General features: G+C 38.8%; 27 protein-coding genes. 26 read left to right on the forward strand and 1 reads right to left on the reverse strand.

Annotated features, from left to right (window positions below; translation table 11 throughout):
- Nucleotides 1-197: 197 nt before the first annotated feature.
- The 7 genes from BANA01_RS12105 (at nucleotide 198) to BANA01_RS12135 (ending at nucleotide 5,327) form a co-directional block, all read left to right on the forward strand.
- The gene (locus BANA01_RS12105; RefSeq protein WP_063253308.1) at nucleotides 198-647 is read left to right on the forward strand and encodes a hypothetical protein; all 450 of its coding nucleotides are present in this window, start codon (nucleotides 198-200) and stop codon (nucleotides 645-647) included.
- Nucleotides 648-649: 2 nt separating this feature from the next.
- Nucleotides 650-874, forward strand: coding sequence for a helix-turn-helix transcriptional regulator (locus BANA01_RS12110; protein WP_063253309.1), 225 nt, complete (start codon nucleotides 650-652; stop codon nucleotides 872-874).
- A gap of 51 nt (nucleotides 875-925) precedes the next feature.
- Entirely contained in the window at nucleotides 926-1,645 is a 720-nt protein-coding gene (locus BANA01_RS12115; protein ID WP_063253310.1) for a DUF4386 domain-containing protein, read from the forward strand.
- Complete coding sequence (locus tag BANA01_RS12120) at nucleotides 1,642-2,604, forward strand: NAD(P)-dependent alcohol dehydrogenase (RefSeq protein ID WP_063253311.1); 963 nt, start codon at nucleotides 1,642-1,644, stop codon at nucleotides 2,602-2,604. Before BANA01_RS12115 ends, BANA01_RS12120 begins: the two co-directional genes overlap by 4 nt.
- A 231-nt stretch (nucleotides 2,605-2,835) precedes the next feature.
- Entirely contained in the window at nucleotides 2,836-3,801 is a 966-nt protein-coding gene (gene hflK, locus BANA01_RS12125; protein WP_063253312.1) for an FtsH protease activity modulator HflK, read from the forward strand.
- Nucleotides 3,794-4,723: a protease modulator HflC gene (gene hflC / locus BANA01_RS12130; protein ID WP_063253313.1), complete on the forward strand. Its 930-nt coding sequence runs from the start codon at nucleotides 3,794-3,796 to the stop codon at nucleotides 4,721-4,723. Before hflK ends, hflC begins: the two co-directional genes overlap by 8 nt.
- Nucleotides 4,724-4,871: 148 nt before the next feature.
- Nucleotides 4,872-5,327, forward strand: coding sequence for a GNAT family N-acetyltransferase (locus BANA01_RS12135; protein WP_063253314.1), 456 nt, complete (start codon nucleotides 4,872-4,874; stop codon nucleotides 5,325-5,327).
- A 363-nt stretch (nucleotides 5,328-5,690) separates the two neighbouring features.
- Here the strand turns inward: BANA01_RS12135 and BANA01_RS12140 are convergent, their stop codons facing one another.
- Entirely contained in the window at nucleotides 5,691-6,488 is a 798-nt protein-coding gene (locus BANA01_RS12140) for a Cof-type HAD-IIB family hydrolase (RefSeq protein WP_063253315.1), read from the reverse strand.
- A gap of 263 nt (nucleotides 6,489-6,751) precedes the next feature.
- Between BANA01_RS12140 and BANA01_RS12145 the strand changes: the two genes are divergently transcribed.
- The 19 genes from BANA01_RS12145 to BANA01_RS12235 all read left to right on the forward strand — a co-directional run bounded on the left by BANA01_RS12145 (nucleotide 6,752) and on the right by BANA01_RS12235 (nucleotide 25,721).
- Nucleotides 6,752-7,345: a TetR/AcrR family transcriptional regulator gene (locus BANA01_RS12145; protein WP_063253316.1), complete on the forward strand. Its 594-nt coding sequence runs from the start codon at nucleotides 6,752-6,754 to the stop codon at nucleotides 7,343-7,345.
- A 68-nt stretch (nucleotides 7,346-7,413) separates the two neighbouring features.
- Entirely contained in the window at nucleotides 7,414-8,331 is a 918-nt protein-coding gene (locus BANA01_RS12150; RefSeq protein ID WP_063253349.1) for a thiamine pyrophosphate-dependent dehydrogenase E1 component subunit alpha, read from the forward strand.
- A 15-nt stretch (nucleotides 8,332-8,346) separates the two neighbouring features.
- Nucleotides 8,347-9,348, forward strand: coding sequence for an alpha-ketoacid dehydrogenase subunit beta (locus BANA01_RS12155; RefSeq protein ID WP_063253317.1), 1,002 nt, complete (start codon nucleotides 8,347-8,349; stop codon nucleotides 9,346-9,348).
- A 14-nt stretch (nucleotides 9,349-9,362) separates the two neighbouring features.
- Nucleotides 9,363-10,379, forward strand: coding sequence for a dihydrolipoamide acetyltransferase family protein (locus BANA01_RS12160; protein WP_063253318.1), 1,017 nt, complete (start codon nucleotides 9,363-9,365; stop codon nucleotides 10,377-10,379).
- A gap of 10 nt (nucleotides 10,380-10,389) precedes the next feature.
- Nucleotides 10,390-12,090 (forward strand): dihydrolipoyl dehydrogenase, encoded by a 1,701-nt coding sequence (gene lpdA / locus BANA01_RS12165; protein ID WP_063253319.1) that lies wholly within the window; start codon nucleotides 10,390-10,392, stop codon nucleotides 12,088-12,090.
- A 15-nt stretch (nucleotides 12,091-12,105) separates the two neighbouring features.
- A complete protein-coding gene (locus BANA01_RS12170) occupies nucleotides 12,106-12,891 on the forward strand; it encodes an enoyl-CoA hydratase/isomerase family protein (RefSeq protein WP_063253320.1) in 786 nt (261 codons plus the stop codon).
- Between the two features lie 21 nt (nucleotides 12,892-12,912).
- The gene (gene menE, locus BANA01_RS12175; protein WP_218008395.1) at nucleotides 12,913-14,460 is read left to right on the forward strand and encodes an o-succinylbenzoate--CoA ligase; all 1,548 of its coding nucleotides are present in this window, start codon (nucleotides 12,913-12,915) and stop codon (nucleotides 14,458-14,460) included.
- Nucleotides 14,460-15,632, forward strand: a complete 1,173-nt coding sequence (locus BANA01_RS12180) for an acyl-CoA dehydrogenase family protein (protein WP_063253322.1) — start codon at nucleotides 14,460-14,462, stop codon at nucleotides 15,630-15,632. The genes menE and BANA01_RS12180 overlap by 1 nt, the downstream gene beginning before the upstream one ends.
- Before the next feature lie 20 nt (nucleotides 15,633-15,652).
- Entirely contained in the window at nucleotides 15,653-16,900 is a 1,248-nt protein-coding gene (locus tag BANA01_RS12185; protein WP_218008396.1) for an ABC transporter substrate-binding protein, read from the forward strand.
- 154 nt (nucleotides 16,901-17,054) lie between these two features.
- Nucleotides 17,055-17,948: a branched-chain amino acid ABC transporter permease gene (locus BANA01_RS12190; RefSeq protein ID WP_063253323.1), complete on the forward strand. Its 894-nt coding sequence runs from the start codon at nucleotides 17,055-17,057 to the stop codon at nucleotides 17,946-17,948.
- On the forward strand, nucleotides 17,945-19,765 hold the full coding sequence (locus tag BANA01_RS12195) for a branched-chain amino acid ABC transporter ATP-binding protein/permease (RefSeq protein WP_063253324.1): 1,821 nt from the start codon (nucleotides 17,945-17,947) through the stop codon (nucleotides 19,763-19,765). The genes BANA01_RS12190 and BANA01_RS12195 overlap by 4 nt, the downstream gene beginning before the upstream one ends.
- Nucleotides 19,758-20,477 carry an ABC transporter ATP-binding protein gene (locus BANA01_RS12200; RefSeq protein WP_063253325.1) on the forward strand — a complete coding sequence of 240 codons (720 nt, stop codon included), beginning with the start codon at nucleotides 19,758-19,760 and terminating at the stop codon, nucleotides 20,475-20,477. Before BANA01_RS12195 ends, BANA01_RS12200 begins: the two co-directional genes overlap by 8 nt.
- Before the next feature lie 26 nt (nucleotides 20,478-20,503).
- Nucleotides 20,504-21,706 (forward strand): iron-containing alcohol dehydrogenase, encoded by a 1,203-nt coding sequence (locus BANA01_RS12205; RefSeq protein WP_063253326.1) that lies wholly within the window; start codon nucleotides 20,504-20,506, stop codon nucleotides 21,704-21,706.
- A 69-nt stretch (nucleotides 21,707-21,775) separates the two neighbouring features.
- Entirely contained in the window at nucleotides 21,776-22,540 is a 765-nt protein-coding gene (locus BANA01_RS12210; RefSeq protein ID WP_063253327.1) for a carboxymuconolactone decarboxylase family protein, read from the forward strand.
- Between the two features lie 31 nt (nucleotides 22,541-22,571).
- Entirely contained in the window at nucleotides 22,572-22,946 is a 375-nt protein-coding gene (locus BANA01_RS12215; RefSeq protein ID WP_268875077.1) for an acyl-CoA thioesterase, read from the forward strand.
- A 368-nt stretch (nucleotides 22,947-23,314) separates the two neighbouring features.
- Nucleotides 23,315-23,590, forward strand: coding sequence for an SGNH/GDSL hydrolase family protein (locus BANA01_RS30130; protein ID WP_063253329.1), 276 nt, complete (start codon nucleotides 23,315-23,317; stop codon nucleotides 23,588-23,590).
- A 38-nt stretch (nucleotides 23,591-23,628) separates the two neighbouring features.
- Nucleotides 23,629-24,057, forward strand: a complete 429-nt coding sequence (locus tag BANA01_RS29125; RefSeq protein ID WP_268875078.1) for a GDSL-type esterase/lipase family protein — start codon at nucleotides 23,629-23,631, stop codon at nucleotides 24,055-24,057.
- Between the two features lie 127 nt (nucleotides 24,058-24,184).
- Nucleotides 24,185-24,751 carry a hypothetical protein gene (locus BANA01_RS12230; RefSeq protein WP_063253331.1) on the forward strand — a complete coding sequence of 189 codons (567 nt, stop codon included), beginning with the start codon at nucleotides 24,185-24,187 and terminating at the stop codon, nucleotides 24,749-24,751.
- Nucleotides 24,752-25,007: 256 nt separating this feature from the next.
- Complete coding sequence (locus tag BANA01_RS12235) at nucleotides 25,008-25,721, forward strand: endonuclease/exonuclease/phosphatase family protein (protein ID WP_063253332.1); 714 nt, start codon at nucleotides 25,008-25,010, stop codon at nucleotides 25,719-25,721.
- Nucleotides 25,722-25,739 lie beyond the last annotated feature (18 nt).

Consider the following 25,739-nt stretch of genomic DNA (forward strand, 5'->3'; position numbering starts at 1 on the left):
TATCCATCATAGGGGTTTTGCTTTGGTTTGTTATAGAAATAATTACATTACTGTACTTTATCATGGCGACATATTACCCAAAATGGAGTATTCTGCCTATTTTGTAAATTACACTTGACTTGATGTATAGTTTACTTTACATTTAGTATAACAAGTTTAACTTCTTGTAAAAATAATCATACATGGAGAGGTGAATCATGACGTATCAAGAAAAGAAAAGTATCGTTTCGGTCGTTAGTGCTATTCTCATTTTTGTCTCGTATTGTTTGTACATGTACCCGCGGTATCCAGGAGGAGAAGGTGTGGAGCCGAGTGAGGTTTTTCATTATTGGGGATCCTTTGTCCTGTATCTGACACTATTTTCTATCGTCGCACATATCATCATCAGCATTATTTTTAACATTGTATTTAGACTGACAACCAATGAAAAAGAACCAGCATTTGCGGATGAATTAGATAAGTTAATCGACCTGAAAGCGTTCCGAAATTCATTTTTTGTGTTTGTCGTCGGTTTTCTATTTGCAATGGGATCGCTAGTCTTCTATCAACCGTTACATGTGATGTTCATCATTATGATTTCTGCAGGTTTCATTTCAGATGTCACCGGCTCGGTAACCAAACTTTATCACTATCGGAGAGGGGTGTAGAAATGGGTAAAAATCTTGTCGGCAATCACATCCGTAAATTACGATTCAACCATGATGAAATGACACAGCAGCAGTTGGCTGACAAGGTGGGGGTAACGAGACAAACCATCGTAGCTCTCGAAAAGGGAAACTACTCCCCATCATTGGAACTCGCTTTTCGCATCGCTCATGCCTTTAACTTACCACTAGAGGAAGTATTCTTTTATGGGGATCAGACAAAGGAGTAAGAACAATCAATGCTAAACGTTTTTGAATTTATTACGTGAGGGGATAGAAAAATGAATTCAAACAGAAAAGCTGCAAAAATTGTGGGAGTCCTGTTTATACTTGCTGCTGTTACAGCAGTGATAGGTCTAAATTTATACGATCCTATCTTAAACGGTCCCGATTATTTACTAAAAGGTTCCGAACACGCCAACCAAATAATACTCGGAGCTGTAATGGAATTAATTCTAGTTGTTTCAGCAATTGGAACGGCCACTACCATGTTCCCATTGTTAAGAAAATATAATGAAACGATAGCCCTTTGGCATGTTTGCTTCAGGTTTCTGGAAGCAATTATTATTACAGTTGGTGTCATTAGTGTCTTGTCCCTCCTAACCCTAAGCCGGGAATTCGTAGCAGCAGGAACCCCAGATCCTTCATCCTTTCACTCTTCAGGAATCATCCTTAAAGCAATACATGACTGGACATTCATGCTTGGTCCACTTTTCATGCTTGGTATCAATACGGTGATGTATAGTTATATATTTTATAAAACGAAGCTTGTACCCAGATTTATATCCATCCTAGGTATGACAGGAGCGTCTTGTGTTTTCATTTGTTCCTTGTTCGTAATGTTTGGTGTCTTTCCTCAAATTTCTTTTTGGGGTGCTGTTTTGGCTGTGCCTGTAGCAGCGAATGAAATGATTTTAGCCGTATGGCTTATCGTAAAGGGATTTAATGAAAATGCGATTACGACCCTCTCTGCAAAAAGTGAAAGGAAAGCAGCTATATGAGAGCCATGATATGCACAGATTATGGAACTCCAGATGTTTTCCAGCTTCAAGAGGTCGAAACGCCAATCCCCAAAGATCATGAAGTTCGGATTAAAATACACGCAGCTACCGTCGGACCATCGGACTGTACCTTTCGAAAGGGTTCGCTCATTGTTAAGCTTGTATACGGGTTTAGAAGACCGAAGAATCCGATATTTGGAGCTGAACTGTCAGGCGTCATTGATGCCGTTGGCAAAAAAGTAACCCGATATAAGGTAGGCGACCAGGTATTTGGGTTAAGTGCTAAGACGTTTGGAGCTCAAGCTGAATACAAATGTCTGCACGAAAACACCCCTCTGGCAATCAAACCAGCAGCCATGTCCCATGAAGAAGGTGTTGCCATCTGTGATGGTGCACCTACGGCATTGACGTTCCTTCGCGATAAAGCAAAGGTTCAGCGCGGACAACGTGTTCTGATTAATGGTGCATCTGGAGCGGTCGGTATTTATGCCATTCAAATTGCGAAATTTTTGGGAGCCGAAGTCACAGGAGTATGCAGCGGTGCAAATATGAAGTTGGTAAAAGCCCATGGAGCTGATAGGGTGATTGACTATACCCGGGAGGATTTTACGAAAAATGGTCAAATCTATGATGTGATTTTCGATGCGGTCGGCAAGAGGTCCTTTGCAGAATGTAAAGGCATGCTCACGCAAAGAGGAATCTATCTTTCTACAGTGCTTTCTTTATCCATTCTTTTTGACATGATGAAAACTATGGTGTTTGGTAAAAAGAAAGCCATCTTTGTGACGGCGGGTCTAATGCAGAACCAAGCAAATCTAAATTTTCTAACCGAGCTTTATACAGCTGGAAAAATCAAAAGTGTCATCGATCAACGATACCCGCTGGAACGGCTTGCCGAAGCACACCGTTACGTTGAAACGGGTCACAAAAAAGGAAATGTTGTAATAACTGTAGTGTAAGTAAGAAATATGTCTCTCATAAAAAGAAGTCAAGTTACCTACATGAGTAGTTAATGGACTTCTTTTTATGTTTTATATGTATTTTTTAGTGGCTTTTCGTCTCCTCGAAACCATGAGAACCGTCCCTCTGGCCACCTTCGGCACTTTGGCCCTTTTATTTACCAAATATTGAAACTTTTTTGTAAAATAGCCGTAATAAAGTTATAGCCTTATAGAAAGAGGGGGAGACACATGTGGACTATCAATAGAATCTATAAAACCATTGGACTTGTTTTATTAGGCGTTATCCTCGTTATTGTTGGTTTTACCACTTGGTATACGGTTGATGAAAGTGAGCAGGCCGTTATTATTACCTTTGGAAAGGTTGAAGAAGGAGTAACAGAACCTGGGTTACATTTTAAGCTGCCATGGCCCATTCAATCCGTAGAAACGCTATCAAAAGAAACCTTTAGTCTGCAATTTGGTTATGAAGAGAAAGATGGAAAAGTAAAAGAATTCCCAGAGGAAACGAAAATGATTACAGGTGATGAAAATATTGTTCTAGCGGACTTAGTGGTCCAATGGAAAATAACCGACCCTGCCAAATATTTGTTTAGTGCGGAGCACCCAGAAGAAATATTGTATAATTCCACCTCTGCATCTCTAAGAAGTATTATTGGAAGCTCTAAAATTGATGACGCTTTAACCTCTGGAAAGGCTGAAATCGAAGCTGATGTCCGGGACCTTTTATCCACTTTGGTTGAAAAATATGATATCGGTATTTCCATTCTGGCTGTTAAGCTTCAGGATGTGGAACTGCCAAATGACGAGGTAAGAAAAGCCTTTACAAATGTAACAGATGCACGTGAAACAATGAACACAAAGATTAATGAAGCGGGGAAATATCGAAACAAACGGACGAATGAAGCCAAAGGGGAAGTGGCTGCTCTCAAGTCAAAAGCCCAAGGTGACCAAGCAGCAAGAATTGAAACAGCAAGAGGGGATGTTTCTGTATTCAATAAGCTATATGATGAATACCGAACAAATCCTGACATTACCCGTCAGAGGTTAATGTTGGAAACGCTTGAACAGGTACTCCCGGATGCTGAAATCTATATTATGAAGGATAATGGTGATACGTTAAAATATTTCCCGATCAGACCTTTGGAAAACCAACAACCAAAGACAACTGGGGAAGGAAGTGACAAAAATGAGTAATGTAGTAAATATGGACGGTCGCGGCTCAAAAGGATTCAACTGGAAAAACTACACAAAAATTGGCGGCTTTTTCGTTATCGTCATCATCCTCTTAGCAATATTCATTTCAAATCTCATTGTAGTTAAAGAAGGCGAATATAAAGTGATTCGGCAGTTTGGAGAAGTAGTACGGATTGTGAAAACCCCTGGTCTAACCTATAAAGTTCCGTTCATTCAAAGTGTCACGACACTTCCAAAATATCAAATGACGTATGATGTTACTGAAGCTGAGATTAACACTAAGGATAAGAAACGGATGCTCATCGATAACTATGCGATTTGGAGAATTGAGGATCCGAAAAAAATGATCACCAATGCAAGAACGGTTGAAAAAGCGGAATCCCGTATGGAGGAATTTATTTACTCCGTCGTTCGTTCTGAGCTTGGGCAGTTAAACTATGATGAAATTATTAATGATGAAAAATCTTCACGTGGTTCTTTAAATGACAGGATTACGGAAAAGGTAAATGATCTTCTTGGAAACGATAACTATGGTATCGTCGTTACAGATGTAAGGATGAAGCGAACAGATCTTCCTTCAGAGAATGAACAGTCTGTTTTCACAAGAATGATTTCTGAACGAGAATCGAAGGCACAGGAATATTTGTCTATGGGTGATGCAGAAAAGAATAGAATTGAGGCAGATACGGATCGAGAAGTGCAGGAATTGCTAGCAAAGGCAAAAGCTGAGGCAGAAGCCATTCGTGCTGAAGGGGAAGCGGAAGCAGCGAGAATCTATAATGAATCGTTCTCAAAAGACCCAGCTTTTTATTCCATGTACCGTACGTTAGAATCATACAAAAAGACAATCAATGACAAGGCAGTTATCGTCCTTCCATCTGATTCTCCCTATGCGCGTCTGTTGATGGGGTATACAGATTAATAATGTAATCCAGATAGTAAAATAAATGAAGTGCCCTGCTAATTTTTGCGTAGCAGGGCTTCTATGATAATTCCCTTTAAAAGTCGGTTATTGTATAGGGAAAAAGAACAGTACACATTCATGATAAGGACGTAGGAGGATCAATTAAATGAAGGTAAGAATTTTAAAAACAAGCGATCACCAGCAAATGAAAAAGTTATTCTTAGATGTATTCTCAAATGAACCTTGGTTTGATAAGTGGAATAGAGAACAATTAGACTTATATATGAAGGATTTAACAGAGAATAATAACTCGCTCTCATTCGCTTTATTTGATGAAGAAGAAGAAGAAGAAGAGTTAATTGGCTGCTCATTAGGATATGTTTTTAACTGGTGGGAAGGTCGGGAATATTTTATTAAGGAATTCTTTATTTCAAGAAAAAATCAAAGTCAAGGTGCAGGTAGTACTTTTCTTAATCTAATAAATGATAGATTGAGAGCTGAAGATGTGCAGCATATAACATTAGCTACAGAAAAGACCGTCCCAGCTTATCATTTTTATCAAAAAAATGGATTTTCAGTATTGGAGAATTCAGCGTTTTTAGTTAAAAAGGTCTCAGGATGATCGTATGCAGTAAATTCAACTGCGCACCTTCGTTATAGTGATTCTTGACTTCATGTGTATTGAAAAATAAGAGGAAGAATTTCGGCTAAATTGGAAAATTAGTATAAAACCTTAAAAATAAGGGGCGTTTTTCCGGTTATTTGGTCCAAATCGTTAGATTTTGTCTTTATTAGAGCAGTTAATCGGAATAGCTCCGCCTATATCAACTTCTTAAGCTTCCTCAGTATACATAGCCGGAAAATTTCCGCCTAAGAGTTTGGCAGCAGTTGAAGTATTAGCCAATGAATCCCTATACCAGATATAAAAATACTGCAGTCTCCTAGGCTGCAGTATTTTTACATTATGAAACAAAATGAAAATACCCTAAATCACCATTGAGTTATATGACTTAAGAAGATAACGCTCAATAAACTCAGCAACTCCATCCTGTTCGTGATGTCCTGTAACAAAATCAGCAACGGCTTTAATCTCTTTGCTCGCGTTCCCCATGGCCACTCCAGTACCGGCATTACGAAGCATTTCGATATCATTTGGACCGTCTCCAATTGTTACAACATCCGTTGGACTCATTCGTAATTCACGAAGCAATCTCTTTATTGCTGACCATTTAGAAACATTGGGAGCAAGCAGCTCAAACCCGTCATTCCAATTGATGACTTCTGCTTCTTGTTTAAAAAAAGCGGATAATTCAGGGCTTGGGGCACCTGTTCGAACGCTAAATTTTAGAACGTCTTGATAATTGGCCAGCCTTAAATCACCAATATAGCGAGGAGGAATAAGCCCGATTTTTGTCCAATAATCAATTTCTTCATCCGTCTTCTTGCAGTATAGTCCATTTACCGTATGGATGATAACATTGCAAGGATGTTCAGATGTCAGATGGTGGAAGCGATCTTCGTTCAAGCTGACGGTTTTCATATGAACAGCTCTTCCTGTGTCAGCTTCATGAATAGAAGCACCATTTAAACAAATCATCGGAGTTCGTAATCCAATTTCTTTATGATAGGGAGCCGTTACTTCATAGTGTCGCCCCGTGGCTAGAAACACTTTGACTCCCTGGTTAATGAGCTTATAGATAGCTTCTTTATTACGGTGGGAAATATCGTTTGAGGCCTTAAGTAGTGTACCATCCATATCAATAAATACTGCACGTACATTCATTTACGTTGCCCCCTCATTCGTTGATAGCCCAATCATACCAATTCATTATTAAAGCATTGTAAACTTCGTGTTTAGATTCAATAAAGTTTTATGGAACCATAAGCTCTAAAACCTTTAAAATAAATATTTTCTAAAAATTCAAATGATTAAAAATTTGTTGTTGACAAAAAACCGGACAGCCGGTATGCTAAAAACAGATAAAAAAACCGGACAGCCGGTCGGTTTTAGAATATGTAGTGATACTAGTTAAGGTGGTTTTAAAAATGACGAATGTAGTACAGAGCAAAAACCAAGATCGAAAAGCAGAAATTTTGGATCAAGCATTAACGCTTTTTGTGAAGAAAGGGTTTAATAGAACTTCCATTCAAGATATTGCAGATGCTGCGGGGATCACGAAAGGTGGATTATATCATTATCTAAAATCAAAAGAAGAAATTCTCTTTTTGCTCCACGAACGATTTATAACGGAAGGTCTTTCGAAGTTGAAAGTAATTGCAGAAGAAACACTTCCAACGGAAGAAAAGCTTGTGAAATTATTAAAAGTCCACTTAGAAATTATTAAGGATTTTAAAGATGATATCACCATTTTTTATAAAGAGTACAATAATCTATCACCCGAGAATTATCAAATCGTGTTAAATAATCGAGATGAATATGAAGGCATCTTTATTAACGTTTTGGAAGAAGGAAGAATAAATGGCGTTTTTAATGTAGAAAACAGCCGAATTGCTAGCTTCTTTATCTTAGGTGCAAGTAACTTTATGTATCACTGGTACAATCCAAATGGCGAAAAACCACTGGATGAAATAGCAAAAATATACTTGAACATTATCAAGCATGGAATTCTAAATGATTAACTCTATAAAAGGGGGAAGAAGGGTTGAGCCAATTTTCGAATGATACGTTGTTGTCCCTTTATCAAACGATGGTCAAGATCCGCGGCTTTGAAGAAAGAGTTTCTAGTTTGTTCGCAGATGGACTGATTCCAGGCTTTCTGCATCTATACATAGGTCAAGAAGCGGTGGCGTCTGGAATTTGTGAAAGTTTATCAAAAGAAGATTATATTACTAGTACGCACCGGGGACATGGACATTGTATTGCAAAGGGTGCAGATGTAAAAAAGATGATGGCCGAGTTATTTGGGAAAGAAACGGGCTATTGTAAAGGAAAAGGCGGTTCAATGCATGTTGTCGATGTTGATTTAGGGATTCTCGGGGCAAATGGAATTGTCGGAGCAGGTATGCCGATTGCCGTTGGGGCTGGGATTACAGCCAAAACGAACAACGACGGTCAAGTCGTAATTCCTTTCTTTGGTGAAGGAGCTACCGGCATTGGCTATTTCCACGAAGCAGTTAACATGGCCGCTGTCCTTAAACTACCAATTATCTTTGTTTGTGAAAGCAATCAATATGCAGAATTTACTCCTCGGGAAACACATTTACCTGTTAAAACGATCGTCGAAAGAGGAGCAGCCTACGGTATTCAGAGTTATTTAATAAATGGAAATGATGTTTTAGAAGTCTATCAAACAATGAAAACCATCATCAATCGGACTAGAAATGGAGAGGGTCCTTTCCTAGTAGAATGTGTAACCAATCGCTGGAGTGGTCATTTTGAAGGAGATCCACAACGGTACCGGCCAGAGGGTGAGATTGATGAATGGAAGAAAAACGATCCGATTAAAAATTTCCGATCTCTCTTACTATCTGAATATCATATCCAGGAAAGTTCACTACTTTCAATTGAGGAAGCTATCAGAAGTGAACTAGATGATGCAGAAAAGTTTTCACGTGAAAGTCCTTTACCAGATGAATTGTCAACGTTAGAAGATGTATACGCTTAAATTGGAGGTGGATTTATGCTGATTCGATATAACAAAGCGATTAATAGTGCGCTAAAAGAAGAAATGCAGAAAGATCCGACTGTGTTTATTGCCGGAGAAGATGTGGCGAATGCAGGTGGCTCATTTGGAATTACACGTGGATTATTGGATGAATTTGGTCCTGAACGTGTCATCGACACACCGATAAGTGAGTCTGCAATCGTTGGAATGGCAGTGGGTGCCTCTTCTACAGGGTTGAGACCGGTCATTGAAATCATGTTTATGGACTTTATCGCCGTATGTTTCGATCCCATTATTAACCAAGCGGCCAAGATGAGATATATGTCTGGGGGACAAATGACATTGCCATTAGTCATTCGGACTCAAAGTGGAGCAGGAGTAAATGCTGGTCCTCAACATTCGCAAAGTTTGGAAGCGCTTCTATTTCATATCCCTGGGATAAAAGTAGTCATGCCGTCAAATCCATATGATGCGAAAGGGTTATTGAAAGCATCGATTCGCGATAATAATCCTGTAGTATTCATTGAAAATAAAGCGTTGTACGGGATGAAAGGGGAAGTACCAGAAGAAGATTATACGATTCCACTTGGGGAAGCAAAAATTGTCAAAGAAGGAAAAGATGTCACTATAGTTGCTCTAGGCCAAATGGTTAACAAAGCTATGGCTGCGGCACAAACGCTCGAAAATAACGGAATATCTCCTGAGATTATTGACCCACGAACGATTTCACCTTTAGACACAGAGACCATTAAACAATCCGTTAAAAAGACTGGCAGACTTATCATTGTGCACGAAGCGGTTAAAATTGGCGGCGTCGGTGCAGAAATTGCTGCTATGGTTCAAGAAGAAGTCTTTGATTATCTAGACGCACCGATCCAACGAGTTGCTGCACCATTTACACCTGTGCCATACAGTAAACCACTCGAAAACTATTATTTGCCAAATGAAAATGATATCATCCAAGCGGTTAATAAAATCTGCGTTGGGCGCCAATTCTCAATTGCCGGTCATTCATAAAGGAGGCGGGAATCTTGAACTTGTTAATAGAGAAAACTTCCTTTGCCTCTCCGCGAGCAAGAGCCCTAGCAAAGAAATTAGGAATTGATCTATCACACTATAACGGAAGTGGTCCCAATGGACGCATTATTGAAGAAGATGTCATTTACTATACACAACACTTGAATAGTCCGATATCGGATCAAACCCCACCTAAGAAACAACCTAGAAAAATCACTCCACTCGCAAAAAATATAGCCACTATTGAAAATATTGATATTGAAAAAATACAAGGGACCGGTCAAGACGGGAAAATTGTCAGTACAGATATCTTAAAACAAATCGAACCTCTACATAACCATACTGACAAAAAGAAAATCCGACTAGCGGGCGTTCGAAAAGTAATTGCCACAAGGATGGCGGAAAGTAAAAGAAATGCTCCTCACGTGACCCTGACAGTTAAAACCGAAGTAACAAATCTCGTTAACTATCGAAACGAATATATGAAAAAACATTCTATCAAAATTAGTTTTACCGATTTACTTATCAAAATGGTTGCTGCAAGTCTACAGCAGCATCCTAAGATTAATGTTTCGTTAGAGGAAGATATGCTCACCTATTATAGCGATATCAATATTGGGGTTGCTGTAGCACAGGAGGAAGGGTTAATCGTTCCAGTCATACACCAGGCAAATCAAAAATCGCTTGAACAAATCTCCGTTGACTTGAAGGATAAAGTAAACAAAGCGCGGGCAGGAAAGTTAAAACCATCCGATATGGAAAACAGTCGATTTACCATTAGTAATTTAGGGATGTATGCCGTGGACGCCTTTACTCCGGTGATCAACCAACCAGAGAGTGCGATTCTTGGCGTTGGTAGAATGATAGAAGACATTATTGTAGAAAACAGTCAAATTCGTATTGGGAAAACAATGGTCCTATCCCTATCTTTTGACCATCGTGTGATGGATGGGGCACCGGCAGCAGAGTTTTTGGGGAAAATTAAACATTTCATTGAGAATCCAGAAGAAATTCTGTCACTTCAAAATTAGGAGAAAAATAATGAAAATGGATATTATTGTACCTAAAGCAGGTCTAACGATGACGGAGGCAACTGTCACCACGTGGTTAGTGGCAGAAGGTGATAAAGTGAACAAAAATGACACCGTTGCCGAATTAATGACAGAGAAATTGACAGTGGAAGTAGAAGCACCAGAAAGTGGCGTTATTGGAAGTATTTTAAAGCAAGAAGGAGAGGAAGTTGTCGTCGGCGAAAGGTTAGCGACGCTGCTTACTACCCCGTCAGAGAGGGAGCCAAACGAGAATACGGTAATTTCTTCAGCAGAGAAAGTGTTAAAAGATCCTTTAAATGAAACCGCTTTACCTAGTTATGATGCTGTCGTCATTGGTGGTGGCCCCGGTGGGTATGTAGCAGCAATACGTATTGCTCAATTAGGAGGAAGAGTAGTTTTAATTGAGCGGAATGAGCTCGGTGGCGTTTGTTTAAATGAAGGATGTATTCCAACTAAAACATTGCTCAAAGGAGCAGAACTGACAAAACTTCACTCCCTATCCTCTGAATATGGAGTCTATTATCCAGAGCCCTCAATAGATTTTTCGAAACTATTGCAGAAGAAGGAAGCGGTCATTCAGCAGCTTCAAAATGGAGTTCGTCATTTACTGAAGAAAAGTAAGGTCACCGTTATAAATGGGGTAGGTGAGGTCGTCTCTCCAAATAAGGTGAATGTTACCAAGAGCAATGGTGAAAGAGAAAGGATTACTACTAAAAATATTATTTTAGCTACAGGTTCAGAGGCCAATATTCCGAACATTCCAGGTTTACGAGATGCCCATCCATTGACAAGCAAAGAAGCTCTTTCCATTACAGAATTACCTGAGAGTATTGCGATTATCGGTGCCGGGGCTATCGGTTGTGAATTTGCTGGAATCTATGCTCCATTAGGTGTGAAAGTTGTACTGATTGAGAGCGAAAACCAAATTCTGCCTGGTGCAGATCATGACGTTGCACAATTCCTAAAGAAGTCACTCACAAAAGACAATGTCGATATCCATACCTCTTCAAAAGTAAAAGAAATTAAAGTAGAAAATGGCGAAAAGACTTTATACATGGAGCACAAAGATCATTATCAAGAAATTGTTGTGAAAGAGATTCTTGTTGCAACCGGCAGGAAAGCGAGAATTGAATCACTAGGAGAAATAGGGCTTGAAGTAGTAAATGGAGGCGTCAAGGTCGATGAACACCTTAGAACCAATATTCCTTCCATTTACGCAATCGGAGATGTAACTGGAAAAGAAAATCTAGCACATGTTGCATCAGCACAGGGAATGGTTGCAGCTGAAAATTGTATGGGATATGCAAAAGAAATCAAATACGATTCTGTTCCACGTTGTATTTACACCTCACCTGAAATTGCGTCTGTTGGTCTTACAGAAAAAGAGGCAGCCGCAAAAAATATAGATTATCAGATTGGTAAGTACCATTTTAACGGTAATGGCCGTGCCATCACAAATGGAAAAGCAGAGGGGTTCATCAAAGTCCTTCGCGATAAAAAATATAATCAAATCCTTGGGATTCATATCGTGGGACACAATGCGTCTGAATTAATTTCAGAAGGAGTCCTAGCTATCAACCTTGAAGCGACACCAGAGGAAATAGCAGCAACGATCCACCCGCACCCTACCTTATCTGAAGGTTTACTAGAGGCTTCTTTAGCAAGTATGGGCAAAGGAATTCATGTATAAAAGGGAGAGATATCCATGGAAAAAGTAAAATATGTTCGTACCCTAATCGGGGATGGTATTGCTACTATCACTATTGATCGTCCAGAAGTGTTAAATGCGATGAATGATGAGGTCCTAGATGAATTAGAAAACATTTTTAATACAATCGAAAAGGATGATAAGATTCGTGTTGTCATCATCACAGGCGGCGGTGAGAAAGCATTCGTAGCTGGCGGAGATATTGATGCCATGAGACAAATGACCGTCATTGAAGGTGAGCGCTTTGTTTATAGAGGTCAAAACGTTTTAAGAAAAATAGAGAACAGCAGTAAAGTAGTGATTGCTGCAATTAATGGCTATGCATTAGGTGGCGGAACCGAATTAGCATTAGCGTGTGATATTCGCGTCGCATCAGATAAGGCACAATTGGGTCTCCCTGAGGTTTGTATCGGACTTTACCCAGGATGGGGAGGAACTCAAAGGTTAGTTAGATTAGTAGGGAAGGGTGTAGCGAAAGAGTTAGTCTTTACAGGAAGACGTATACCTGTCCAAGAAGCAAAAGAACTAGGAATTGTGAACAAAATCGTCCCACATGATGAACTCATGAGCAGCTGTGTAGAACTAGCTGAAAGCATATTGGTAAATAGTCCAATGGCTGTGATTCAGTCCAAAAAAGCGATTAACCAAGGAAGTGAAATCTCCTTAGATAATGCCTTAAGTTTAGAAGCAGAAGCTTGGCTTGTTAACTTTAGTACGGAAGATCGTGTAGAAGGGTTAAGTGCATTTTTAGAAAAAAGGAAACCTAATTATGTAGGAAGATAAATGTTTTGGAGGGAGAGCACATTGAGCTTTGAAGGAAATATCAACTACTCATCTATCGTTAAAAAATGGGCCCAAGAAAGTCCTAGTAAAGAAGTAATCGTTTATGGTGATAAACGAATTACATATAAAGAGCTGAATGATCGTGTGAATGCCCTAGCACAAGGACTTCTCTCTCTGGGCATCGAACAGGGAGACCGAGTAGGAATTCTACTGTTTAATTGTTCTGAATTTTTCGAAATAATCTTCGCTGTGAATCGAATTGGAGCAACCTTTTTGCCACTTAACTTTCGCTTAGCTCCTGATGAATTATCTTATATTTTAGGAAATGCTGGTGCTAAAGCGATTATCACCGAGGACGATTTCCAGAATGAGATTGATAGTATTCGCGCAGATTTACCCGAACTCGAACACTATGTTTCTCTATCCGTAACACAGGATGATTCATGGATTTCTTATCCAAATTTAATAGATTCCAATTTAGGTACACACGTACAAGATGCACATGTAGAAATGGACGATTTACATCGCTTAATGTATACATCCGGAACAACCTCTCGACCAAAAGGGGTGAAGATCTCTTTTGAAAACTTGTATTGGAAAAATATTGGTCACATTTGGACCTTTAACATTAGCCCAGAGGATAAAACCTTAATCGTTGGTCCCCTTTACCATGTTGGCGGATTGGATCTTCCTTCCACTGGGGTATTACATCGCGGAGGCAGTGTTGTCATTTTAAGAAAATTTGATCCCGAGAAAGTACTTGCCGCCATTGAGAAAGAAAAGCCGACCAATATTTGGTTAGCACCAGCCATGATTAATATGTTACTTCAATTTGAAAAAGCAGATCAATATAATCTTGACTCCATCCGCTTCATTATCGCGGGAGGAGAACGGATGCCAGAACCATTAATTGAAAAGGTACAGAAGCTATTTAAAAATGCTTGGTTCTGCGATGCCTATGGGTTAACAGAAACCGTTTCTGGTGACACCTTCCTCCCGCGCTCCAAAACATTCGAAAAGCTTGGCTCTGTAGGCAAACCTTGCGTCCACTTGGATATGAGTGTTGTCGACGACGATGGAAACAGTGTCCCGCCAGGTGAAATTGGCGAGATTGTCTTTCGCGGACCGAAGGTGACGAAGGGCTACTGGAGAGATGAGGAGTCAACGAAGAAAGCGATTCGAAACGGATGGTTTCATACCGGAGATATGGGCTACTTGGACGAAGAAGGATATTTGTTCATTACGGACCGGAAGAAAGATATGATCGTCAGCGGTGGAGAAAATATTGCTTCCCTTGAGGTGGAAAGGGTGTTATATGAGCACCCGCTGGTGATAGAAGCTGCTGTGATTGGGATCCCACACCCAAAATGGGGAGAGGTTCCAAAAGCGTTCATTGTTGCAAAGAAAGGCGAGAACATAACGGAGTCACAACTTCTCTCCTTTTGCAAGGAAAAGCTAGCAAAATACAAGGTTCCCCAAGAAATTGAATTCGTAGATGAATTACCAAGAAACCCTTCAGGAAAAGTCCTTAAAAGGCAATTAAGAGAAACTAGGAGGCAGCGAGCATAATGAACTTTGAAATTACCCAAGATCAATTGATGTTAAGAGAAGGTGTTCGAAAAATTGCCAATGACTTTGGCTTAGAATATTGGCGGGAAAAAGATGCAAAGCATGAATTTGTCCATGAATTATGGAGTGAACTAGGGAAAAACGGCTATATCGGTGTTGCGATTTCCGAGGAATATGGAGGCGTTGGCCTAGGTCTAGTGGAAATGGCAATGGTCATTGAGGAACTTGCAAAAGCAGGTGCAGGTTCAACCGTTGGTCAGTTATTTATGCTGACCCCTGTATTCGGAGGAATCACCATTGAACTTCATGGAAGCGAAGTTCAAAAACGAGAATACTTGCCTAAAATTGCTTCTGGTGAAATGAACTTTTGTATGGCTCTAACAGAACCGAACGCGGGAAGTAACTCGCTTGAAATCACTACTTTTGCTAAAAAAGAGGGTGATCATTATATCATTAATGGTCAGAAAACGTGGATTTCCGGTGTGAATGTTGCTGACAAAATGCTGCTTGTAGCAAGGACAACAAAAAAGGAAGATGTTCAAAGGAAAACAGATGGCATCAGTTTATTTTTGGTGGACGCAAAAGATCCCGCAATTATAACGCAAGCGATTGAAAAAGTCGGAACACATTGTGTCCAATCTGATGAAGTGTTTATCGAAAACTTAAAAGTTCATAAAGACAATTTAATAGGCGAAGAGGGTAAAGGCTGGCGTTATCTCGTTGATACTCTAAACGCCGAACGAATTGTCACAACGGCTGGTTTAGTAGGTACAGGTCAGCTCGCGCTTAAATTAGCGGTAGATTATTCAAAAGAGAGAATTGTATTCAACAATACGCCGATTGGTGCTTACCAAGGAATTCAATTCCCGCTTGCTGAGTTAAGTGCTGAAATCAATGTGGCTCAATTGATGAATTACAAGGCCGCTTGGTTATACGATCAATCACTCCCGAATGGCGCAGAAGCGAATACAGCAAAATTAATTGCTGGTAAAGCTGCATTTGGATTATGTGATCGAGCCATGCAAGTGTTGGGTGGTTTTGGCTATGCAAAAGAATACCATGTTGAACGGATATGGAGAGATGTTCGACTCTTTAAAATTGCTCCTGTTTCAGAAGAGATGATTTTAAACTTTATTGCTCAACATAACTTGGGAATGCCAAGATCCTATTAAAATTTTTGGGGGTTCGCAAAATGATGAAAAGGCTTTCAGTAATCGCACTCGGATTAATCTTGTTATTTATTACAGCATGCAGTAATTCTGCCATTAATACTTCAACGAATTCTTCAGGTGGGAAAAAAGAAGATTCTGATAAAGGAACCATTAAAATCGGTATGACCTCCGCTATTACAGGTCCTTATAGTGAATATGGTGAAGGGAATAAACGCGGGGTGGAATTAGCCATTGAAGAATGGAATAAAAATGGCGGAATTAACGGTAAGAAAATTGAAGTTAAAATCTTAGACGATCAATTAGTTCCTGATAAAGCCGCCACAAATGTTCAACAATTAATTGCCGATCCAGAGATTGTTGCGCTTATTGGCCCTGCAGGAAGCGGTCCAGGACTTGCTACTGTTCCGATTACGGAAGCCAAAGGGATGGTCCATATGAATATTGTCCCACAAACCGTTTCCGTAACCTATCCAAATGGAACGAACCAACCACCAAGAAAAAATGTGTTCTCCTTTGCTTTACAGAATGACGTAGAAGCGAATGTTCTAGGGAAATTTGCTGGTGAGAACTGGATAAAGGTAGCATTGCTTCACGAAAGTACGGCTTATGGAAAGTCTGGGATTGATTTGATTTCAGAAATGCTAGAAAAGGATTTTAGCGTTAAACCAGTTGCTCGTGAAGAATACAATCAAGGCGTTTCTGATATGACCTCTCAACTATCAAAAATAAAGAATGCTGGTGCGGAAGTAGTCGTTGTCGTTGGACTGGGTGCTGACCTTGCCAATATTAAAAAAGGAATGGACCGTTTAGGACTGAATGTACCGCTTGTTGCAACAAATGGTGCTCTGTCAAATCCATATGTAGAAGGAGCGGGTGATTTAGTTCTAGGGACTATTGGCTCGATGATTGGGGCTCTAGGGCAAGAACCACTATCCAAAGAAGCACAAAAATTTGCGGATGCGTATAAGAAAAAATACGGTGCTGATCGATATTGGGGCAATGACGAAGAAAATCCACAGCTATTTATGTCTTTAAACGTAGCAAATGCTTATGATGGTGCAAATGTTCTGTTTGAAGCAATTAAAAATGCAGAAAGTACGAAATCAGAAGATATCATCAAATCTTTAGAATCCATCAAAGACTTTAAAGGGGTAAATGCCACCTATTCATTTAGTGAACAGCAGCATCATGCAATTTCTGAAGAAGCCCTCAATTTATTTGAATACGTTAAGGATGGCGATAACATTAAACTCGTTCCATATGAGTAAGGTGAAATGGCTATCAGTGGAGGATCCTTCACTTCCTTCAGGATAATAAGTAATGATTGTTTGTTAGAAATCCTATACTGGTTGGGTGCATAGTAAGCATTCAACCAGTAGTTAGATTTATTTGGAAGTGAAATTGTGTTAGGAGGTCGTTACGGTGTCTAGTTTACAGTTTGCATTAGAGTTAATTTTTACTGGATTATGCGTCGGTGCCGTGTATTCACTGATTGCTCACGGTTTTAATATCACGTTTTGGACCACAAAGGTTGTAAACTTTGGTCATGGTCCATTTATTATGTTTTGTTCCATGCTTGTGCTGTCGTTTTTAATGAAAGGATTGCCATGGATTGTTTCCATACCCTTAGGATTTTCAATCATTATTCTCTTGGGATATATACTCGAAAGATTTTCGATACGGCCTTTATTAAAATATCCAACTAGTATGGGTTGGATTGTATCTACACTTGGGCTTGGTTTGTTTTTACAGGCTTTGGCTTCGAAAATATGGGGGGCTCAAGCATTAGCATTTCCACCATTCATCTTTCAAGCGACAGATTATGTTTCCATTTTTGGCATTCAATTATCGGCTCAATATTTACTAGTTTTAGTGATGGCATTAGTCATAATGCTATTAATGGAAGTGATTATAAATAAAACCATTTGGGGTAAAGCAATGAAGGCAGTTGCTTTTGATCCTAACTTTGCGAGAGTTATGGGGATTAAATCAAAGATGGTCATGACGTTGTCCTTTATGATTAGTGCTTTGTTAGCAGGTGTAGCTGGAATTCTGATTGCTCCCATCTATGGAACGATCACTCCGGAATTTGGAATGAATATCATGGTTTTAGGCTTTGTTGCGGCCGTGTTAGGCGGAATTGGAAGTTCAAAAGGAGCTTTGTTTGGCGGACTCATGCTTGGAGTGATTGAAAAATTAGTTGGAGGCTATATCTCTACTTCTGCTGAGCATGGCGTAGCATTTTTGATTTTAATTATTATTTTAGCTCTTAAACCAGATGGATTCTTTGGAGTGAAGGTGGTGCAGAAAGTATGACGAGTAGTACTTTCAAAAGAATCTCTAATAGTGGATTTACAAAGCTGGCATTGTTTTTATTATTTGCTTTAGTCCCATTTTTCTTTGCTGTTAATGATGTTCAGTTATTTATCTTCTGGGGCATTAATATTCTCCTTGCCCAAAGCATCAACCTACTGAGTGGCTTTGCTGGTCAAATCTCTCTAGGACATGCTGCATTTTATGCCATTGGTGCTTATACATCAGCTATTTTCATGACGAAATTCGGGTTGTCGTTAGTTGTGACGATTTTGTTAGCTGCACTGCTAAATGGATTAGTCGGATATTTGTTATCTTTCCCAGCTGGACGTGTGAAAGAGTTTTATTTAGCGATGATGACACTAGGATTTGGATTCATTGTTCAAGAGGTGGCAAAAGAATGGTCTTCTGTCACAGGTGGCGTAATGGGTCTAAGCGGCATTCCATCTCCGCAGCTTGGTACATTCACCCTATTAGGGATTCCAATGGGTCTAGCTTATTACTATTGGGTGGTTTTAGTCATCGTTGTGTTCTTTTTATGGATGTTCAAAAACTTTGTTCAATCCTATATCGGTAGATCCTTTTTAGCTGTTCACCGTAGTGAGTTAAGTGCAGCCAGTATCGGGATCTCGCCGCAATTTGTGAAACAATTAGCTTATACCGTAAGTGCATTAATGGCAGGGGTTGCCGGGGCTTTGTATGCGCACTTAATGGGCTATATCGGAACGAATTCATTTGGAATGATGCAATCAATCGAAATTCTAGTAATGGGAATTCTTGGAGGATTCGGGACAATCATTGGTCCAATTTTGGGTGCAGGTTTCCTTACCTTTATCCCTAATAAGCTTCAATTTATCCAAGAATATCAATTGATGATCTATTCCTTGCTATTAGTAGTTTCCTTTTTAATTATTCCACAAGGCTTTGCTGGAGTGCTGAAGTTAAGAACCAGCCTTTATAAAAATCTTAAAAGTAAGGAAAAGTCACCATCACCTGCAACGACTGTAGTGGCAAAAAGAGAAATTAACGATTTGGATGCAAACAGAAGCCATCAACCGATTCTAACAACAACAAACGTAATTAAAGACTTTTCTGGTTTAAGAGCATTAAACGGAATATCCTTTAACCTCTACCGAGGGGAAATATTAGGTTTAATTGGTCCTAACGGCTCAGGGAAAAGTACGCTCGTCAATCTAATTAGTGGAATCTATCCGATTACTTCGGGAGCGATTTCTTTTGAAGATGATGACATTACGAATAAACAAAGTCATCTTATTGCAACCAAAGGAATTATCCGTACATTCCAGGATCCCCATAATGTCGCAAATATGACAGTTCGCGAAAATTTATTGCTAGGAAATCACCGCTTATATCAATCTGGGATTCTCTCTTGTACCTTGAACTTAAAAAGAAGTATCGCAGAAGAACAAGAAATGTTGGCAAAAGTAGACCAAATTATGGTTTTGTCAGAACTAGCTCAATACGCCGATGATCAAGTAGGCAATCTGCCATATGGCATTCAAAGAATCGTTGAAGTAGCAAGAGCGATTCTAGCCGAGCCTAAAATTCTCTTGCTGGATGAACCGGCAGCCGGCCTTTCTGAGACAGAATTAAAGTTGTTAATTCAACTTATTCGATATGTGAAGAGCAAAGGTATTCCAGTTGTGTTAATCGACCATCATATGGATTTTGTCTCCAGTTTAGTTGATCGAGTCGTTGTTTTAGATTCTGGAGAAGAAATCTACACCGGTGATATGAAAGGTATGAAACAAAATAAACAAGTAATTGAAGCCTATCTGGGGGTAGCTAAACATGCTTAAATTGACTGATCTTCATGTGAACTACGGTCCAATTAAAGCCTTACAAGGTGTTTCGATTGATATTGAACCCAATAATATCACTGCCATTATCGGTGCAAATGGTTCTGGAAAATCAACGATGCTAAGTGTCATAAGCGGTCTGATTATACCTGACCAAGGTGAAATCTATTACAAAGACATCGCCATCCATACCAAACCAGTAGAGGAAAGAGTGAAACAAGGAATTGCCCATGTCATGGAAGGACGCCGCTTGTTTAAGGATCAATCTGTTCATGACAATTTACTATTAGGTTTTTATTTTCGAAATTCAAAAGAAAATAAAAAAAATATGCTGAAACAAATTAACGAAGTATATGATCGATTTCCAATCTTAGGTGAAAAAAAGTCGCAGCTTGCTGGAACGCTAAGTGGCGGTCAACAGCAATTGTTAATCATCTCTATGGCCATTCTATCTAAACCGCAATTATTACTGCTTGATGAACCATCTTTAGGTTTAGCCCCGATTGTGGTCGATCAAGTTTATCAATATTTAGAGGAATTAAAGGCACAGGGGGTTACCATTATTGTTTCCGAACAAATGGCAGCTCTTGCGATCCGGATTGCGGATTATGGGTACGTTCTAGAACGTGGAAAGGTTGTTGGAAAGGGAGACATCCACTACTTGAAATCCATGATGGAATCAGATGAGATGTCTTCTGTCTATTTCGGATAGTCGAAAGTTGAGGGGGTGTATGAAGAATGTCTAAAAGTAATTTCACAGGAGAGTATCGATTTTTACCCATTCAAAAAGTGTTATATGGGGAGGGCATAATCGATAAATTGTCTCTAGAAGTTGAGCGGTTGGGTTCTAATAGAGTTGTAATCATTTGTAGTAATTCTTTATTGGAGTCAAATTATGTTCATAAAGTGAAGGGTCTATTAGGTGAAAAGTTGATTTCCGTTGTGTCAGGAACGAAACAACACACATTAAGTCAATCAGTTTTTGATATTGCTTCAAAGATAAATGATCAAAACGTAGATTTGCTTATTAGTTTAGGTGGAGGAACAGTGATTGATACCACTAAAGCTGTCAGCTTAATTTTAGGAGAATCTTTAACGGATAAAGAACAGCTAAAGAATTATTCAGTTAAATATGAGTACGGAAAAGAAGTTGAAATCCCATCTATTAAAAATCCTGTTATACCACATATTGCAATTCCAACTACCTTATCAGCAGCAGAATTTTCAAACATTATTGGAATTACGGATGAGGGAAGGAAAGTAAAAGAATTATTTATTGATGATAAGTTAACGCCAGTGACAGTATTTTTAGACCCTGAATTTACAGTTGATACACCCGATTGGCTATGGTTGGCTTCAGGAATAAGAGCATTAGACCATGCTATTGAAACTGTATATTCAAAAGGAAAGCAATTAATACCAACCACTTTGGCAATCGAAGCTATAAAAATATTGACTGAAAATCTGCCAAAATGTAAAGAAGATCCCCATGATTTATTTGCTCGATTACAATGTCAACAAGCTGCATGGATGTCTTTCTTTGGAGTGACAAACGTCATGATGGGATTAAGCCACGGAATCGGTCACCAAATTGGTGCACATGGGAATGTGGCACACGGAATTACTTCCTGCATTATGTTGCCACATGTTATGCGGTATTCACTTTCTGAAACTGTGCAGGAGCAAGCTATGATCGCACAAGCAATGGGCGCCAATCCTGCTGGTAAGTGTGAAGAAGAGCTTGCAAAACAGGCCTCATTCTTAGTGGAAGACTTGGTTACAAGGTTAGACTTACCAACTAGCTTACGAGAAGTTAACATTTCAAAGGAACAATTTAATGCTATCGCTGCCGATGCAATGGCAGATCTAGTAGTAGCAAGTAGCCCAAGGGCCGTTCATGACGAGGAAGAGATTATGAATTTGTTAAATATGGCATGGTAAAAATCTGTAAAATTTCAGATCGATTTCAACAAGTGATTGTTGGAGCTAATCTATTACAGGAGTGATAATATGAACCAATTAACAGAAAGACAAAAAGCACTTAAGGAAAAATTTATATCTGAAAGAGGATATTGGGCTGAGTTTTGGGATGATACGTTACGGTTAAACGAAGACTTTTTTGAAGCCTACATCAAATTTTCAGCTGTCCCTTGGAAAAAAGGAAGTCTTGATCCAAAGGTGAGGGAGTTAATTTACGTGGCAATCGACGCTTCTACTACACATTTATATGCGCCTGGCATTCAAGCCCATATGCAAAATGCTTTCAGATACGGGGCAACGCCAGAAGAAATAATGGAAGTTTTTGAGTTAACTAGTGTATTAGGAATTCATACATGTACCTCGGGTGTTCCGATTTTAGTTGAAGAGCTGAAAAACGCCGGGGTAGAACTCAATGAGGAATTAACAGAGAGACAGAAAATGTTAAAAGAACAGTTTATCGAAGCACGTGGGTATTGGTCAGAGCTATGGGATCAGTTTTTACTGTTAGATGATGAATTTTTCCAGGCTTACCTTGAGTTTTCATCCGTGCCATGGAATAAAGGGACACTTGAACCAAAAGTAAAAGAGTTCATCTATATCGCAATCGATGTCGCAACGACTCATTTATATGATCCAGGTACACGAATTCATATCAAAAATGCCTTAAAATATGGTGCCACAAAAGAAGAAATAATGGAAGTATTCCAGTTGGTTAGCGTTTTAGGGATTCATACTTGTACAGTGGGTGTTCCGATCTTAGTTGAAGTGATGAAGAAAAATATGGTCAATAAATAAGGGGGGAGTCATCATACAACATCGTACAGAAATAGTCACAAGATATTGTGAATCGGATGCGTTAGGTCATATCAATAGTGTGAGTTATTTTATCTATCTAGAACAAGCTCGAGTAGAATTTCTTTTAGATAATGAAATCGTTCCAAACCTGAATAATTGGCCGTTTGTTCTCGTTTCTACTCATTGTGACTATAAACAACAAATTTATGTAAATGATAGAATTATTATTACTTCCTCTTTAAAAGAGATAGGAAGAAGCAGTTTTACCTTAAGCCATGAGTTTATCCATCAAGACAGAGAAGAACTTCTTGCATACGGGGAAGCAGTTATCGTTCACTTTGATTTTGAAAAACAAAAAAGTTCTCCAATCCCTGATGAGATGAGATATATATTGGAAAAGTTTTAAATAAATAAGCCGTATCGGTGAATAGTGTATAGCTTTGGTAGAAATTTTGATACTACGTTAAAATCCTCGAGTCCTATTTTCGGATTCGAGGATTTTTTATAATAAAAAGGTTTAAAATTTTGGGAAAAAAATAATGAATTTTCTTTGACCCTGTATACGTGTTTTATGAAGAAATAAGGAATTGCTGGCTACTATTGCTTGTATTCTCATACTGGTCACAGGTTCACAAGTCGTGGGTTGTGGAGAATTTTTCTACACACTTACAGAATTGCATCCCTTAAAACAATTATTTTTTACTAATGAAGGAAAAATAATTCTTAATAGAGAACGTATTACTGTATGAAAAATTCAGTAGGGGAGAGGTAGCTATGAAAATAAAAAAGAGTATAGTAAGTGCTTTGATTATCAGTTCACTCTTCGTTTCCATACCATTTTCCGCTTCAGCCAAGAATGTCAAAAAGGAACAATTTGATTATGTTGCGCTAGGTGATTCCCTAGCAGCAGGACAAACACCAAATAGGTTACTAGATAAAGGGTATGTAGATTACCTGGCGAGTCGTTTTGAGCAATCGCAATACAATGTTGAATTAGACAATTACGGGGTGTCGGGTTATAGGACAACAAATATAGTGAACGAACTCTAAATCCCGCTAATTCGAAGTATAAGATTCTTCGAGAATCAATTGGAAATGCGGAGCTTGTTACCATCGATATTGGAGCAAATGATTTACTTGCAAATTTAAGCAGCATCCTACCCAATCCAGCATTAGCTCCATCGGTATTAAAAGGAATAGGAGAAAATCTTTACCTTATTTTAAGTGAGATTGATAAAATCAATCCTGACACAAAGGTATATGTTATGGGCTACTATAATCCATTCCCTCACCGGCCAGTAGATGAACAAGCAGCGCTACTACCGCTATTAGATGCATTAAATGAAACAATTCAAACCGCAGCAACGATGAATGGTGATGTCTTCGTCCCAACTGCAAAAGTTATTGAAAAACATGAGAAGGAATACCTTCCGAATCCAGCAGACATACACTTGGATCTAGAAGGATATCAGACCGTTGCAAAAGAGTTCTGGAAAGCGATTCAAAAAAATAAGTAAAGATGGTTTTTTTGTGCCAGACTTAAAGCGCTAGAATTATCCGAAAACTTGGATAATCTAGCGTTTTTTCATTGAGTTTTGTGATATTCTATAAAAGTAAATACGGTCAAATAGGAGAGAAATAACATTGTCTAAAGAAATATTATCCAAACAAACCGCAGGTGTTTTAAGCGCTGTCATGAACCAGCCCCATTGGAATAGAGATGAACTTTCACAAAGAATGATTCAAGTATTAAAAGAGATAAAACAAGGCGTGGATTCACAAGAAGCTTATTTAGAGACACTACTTAGAAACGTGACCTTTTTGTTTGCAAATACGAACCGTGCAAAATCTTTTTTAAAGCATTGTATTGAAGAAGAAACCTTTGTTGCCCAAGAAACTTTTCACAAGGTGATGTTAGATGTTCCTCGACAAGTGAACGAGTCAAATTACTTAGCTGAAAATATGCCTCATTTTAAGGAAATGGTGTACAAAGGTTCCACTACAGAAGAGCAAGCAGCTCATGCTGAATTGGTTTATTCCAATAGCAGGCTAGTAAACGATCTGCTAATTGATTTCATAGGCACTTTTCTACACCCAAATAATAAAGAATTTATGGTCCACTATTTGGAATATGCTTCCGATGTAGTCGTAGATACCGTCATGAGCCATTGCCAAAATTTATCGAACATCATCTTAAAAGAAATAAACTAGATTATCAAAGAAGAGGATTAATAAACTATTTTTGAAGAAACTCCCATGTCGTTAGATATCTCTAAATGATCTCTTTTGTGTGAAAGTTAAAAATGTCTCACAGAAGAGTTTTTTTGTTACTGAATCACCCTCTATTAGGTTGTTGTGAATTTTCCATATTTTAATGCGTGAATTGCATTTGAAACAAAAAAAAAATTGATGTTAACGTATAATCAGTAATGTAAGTAGGTGTGTTTTTTATATTGGGGGTTATTGAATGAAACTAGTAACATGGAATGCCGCTATGAGATTTCGAGATAAGATTGAAGAAATATTCCCCTACATTGCGGATATCATTGTCATTCCAGAGTGTGAAGCACCTGAAAAATGGAGGAATAGCGCTAATCTACAAGCCCTCAATCAGTTTCTGTGGTATGGGGACAATTTAAACAAGGGGATTGGCATTATGACCTTAAATAATTCTTATCACATCGAACTCCATCCCGATTATAATAAAGATTTCCGTTATATCATCCCGTTGATCGTTACCGGCAAAGAGGATTTTATTCTATTAGCCATTTGGTCTCAAAATACGAAACCACAATTCAATAGTTACATAGGACAAATCTATTTAGCTTTGAACTATTATGAATCTTTGCTAAAACAGCCCTGTGTCATAGTTGGGGATTGGAACAGTAACAAAATCTTCGATACTATAAAAAGAGTAGGGACGCATTCAGAGGTTGTGGAGCTTTTAGAAAAAAAGAGCATTAAAAGTGCTTACCATGCGTATTTTAATGAAGAGCACGGGAAGGAAACGATTGCGACTCATTATTTTAGAAAGGCTGAGTCAAGTCCTTTTCATATAGATTTTTTATTTGCTTCAGAAACCATTCTCTCTAGATTAAGGCATTTTGAAATTGGAACCTACGAAAAATGGATTAAATGCAGCGACCACGTCCCATTATGCGCTGTATTTGATGAAGCTTAAGGATTATTCTATAGTTTA

This window comes from Neobacillus niacini NBRC 15566 (assembly GCF_001591505.1).
Taxonomy (GTDB): Bacteria; Bacillota; Bacilli; order Bacillales; family Cytobacillaceae; genus Neobacillus; species Neobacillus niacini.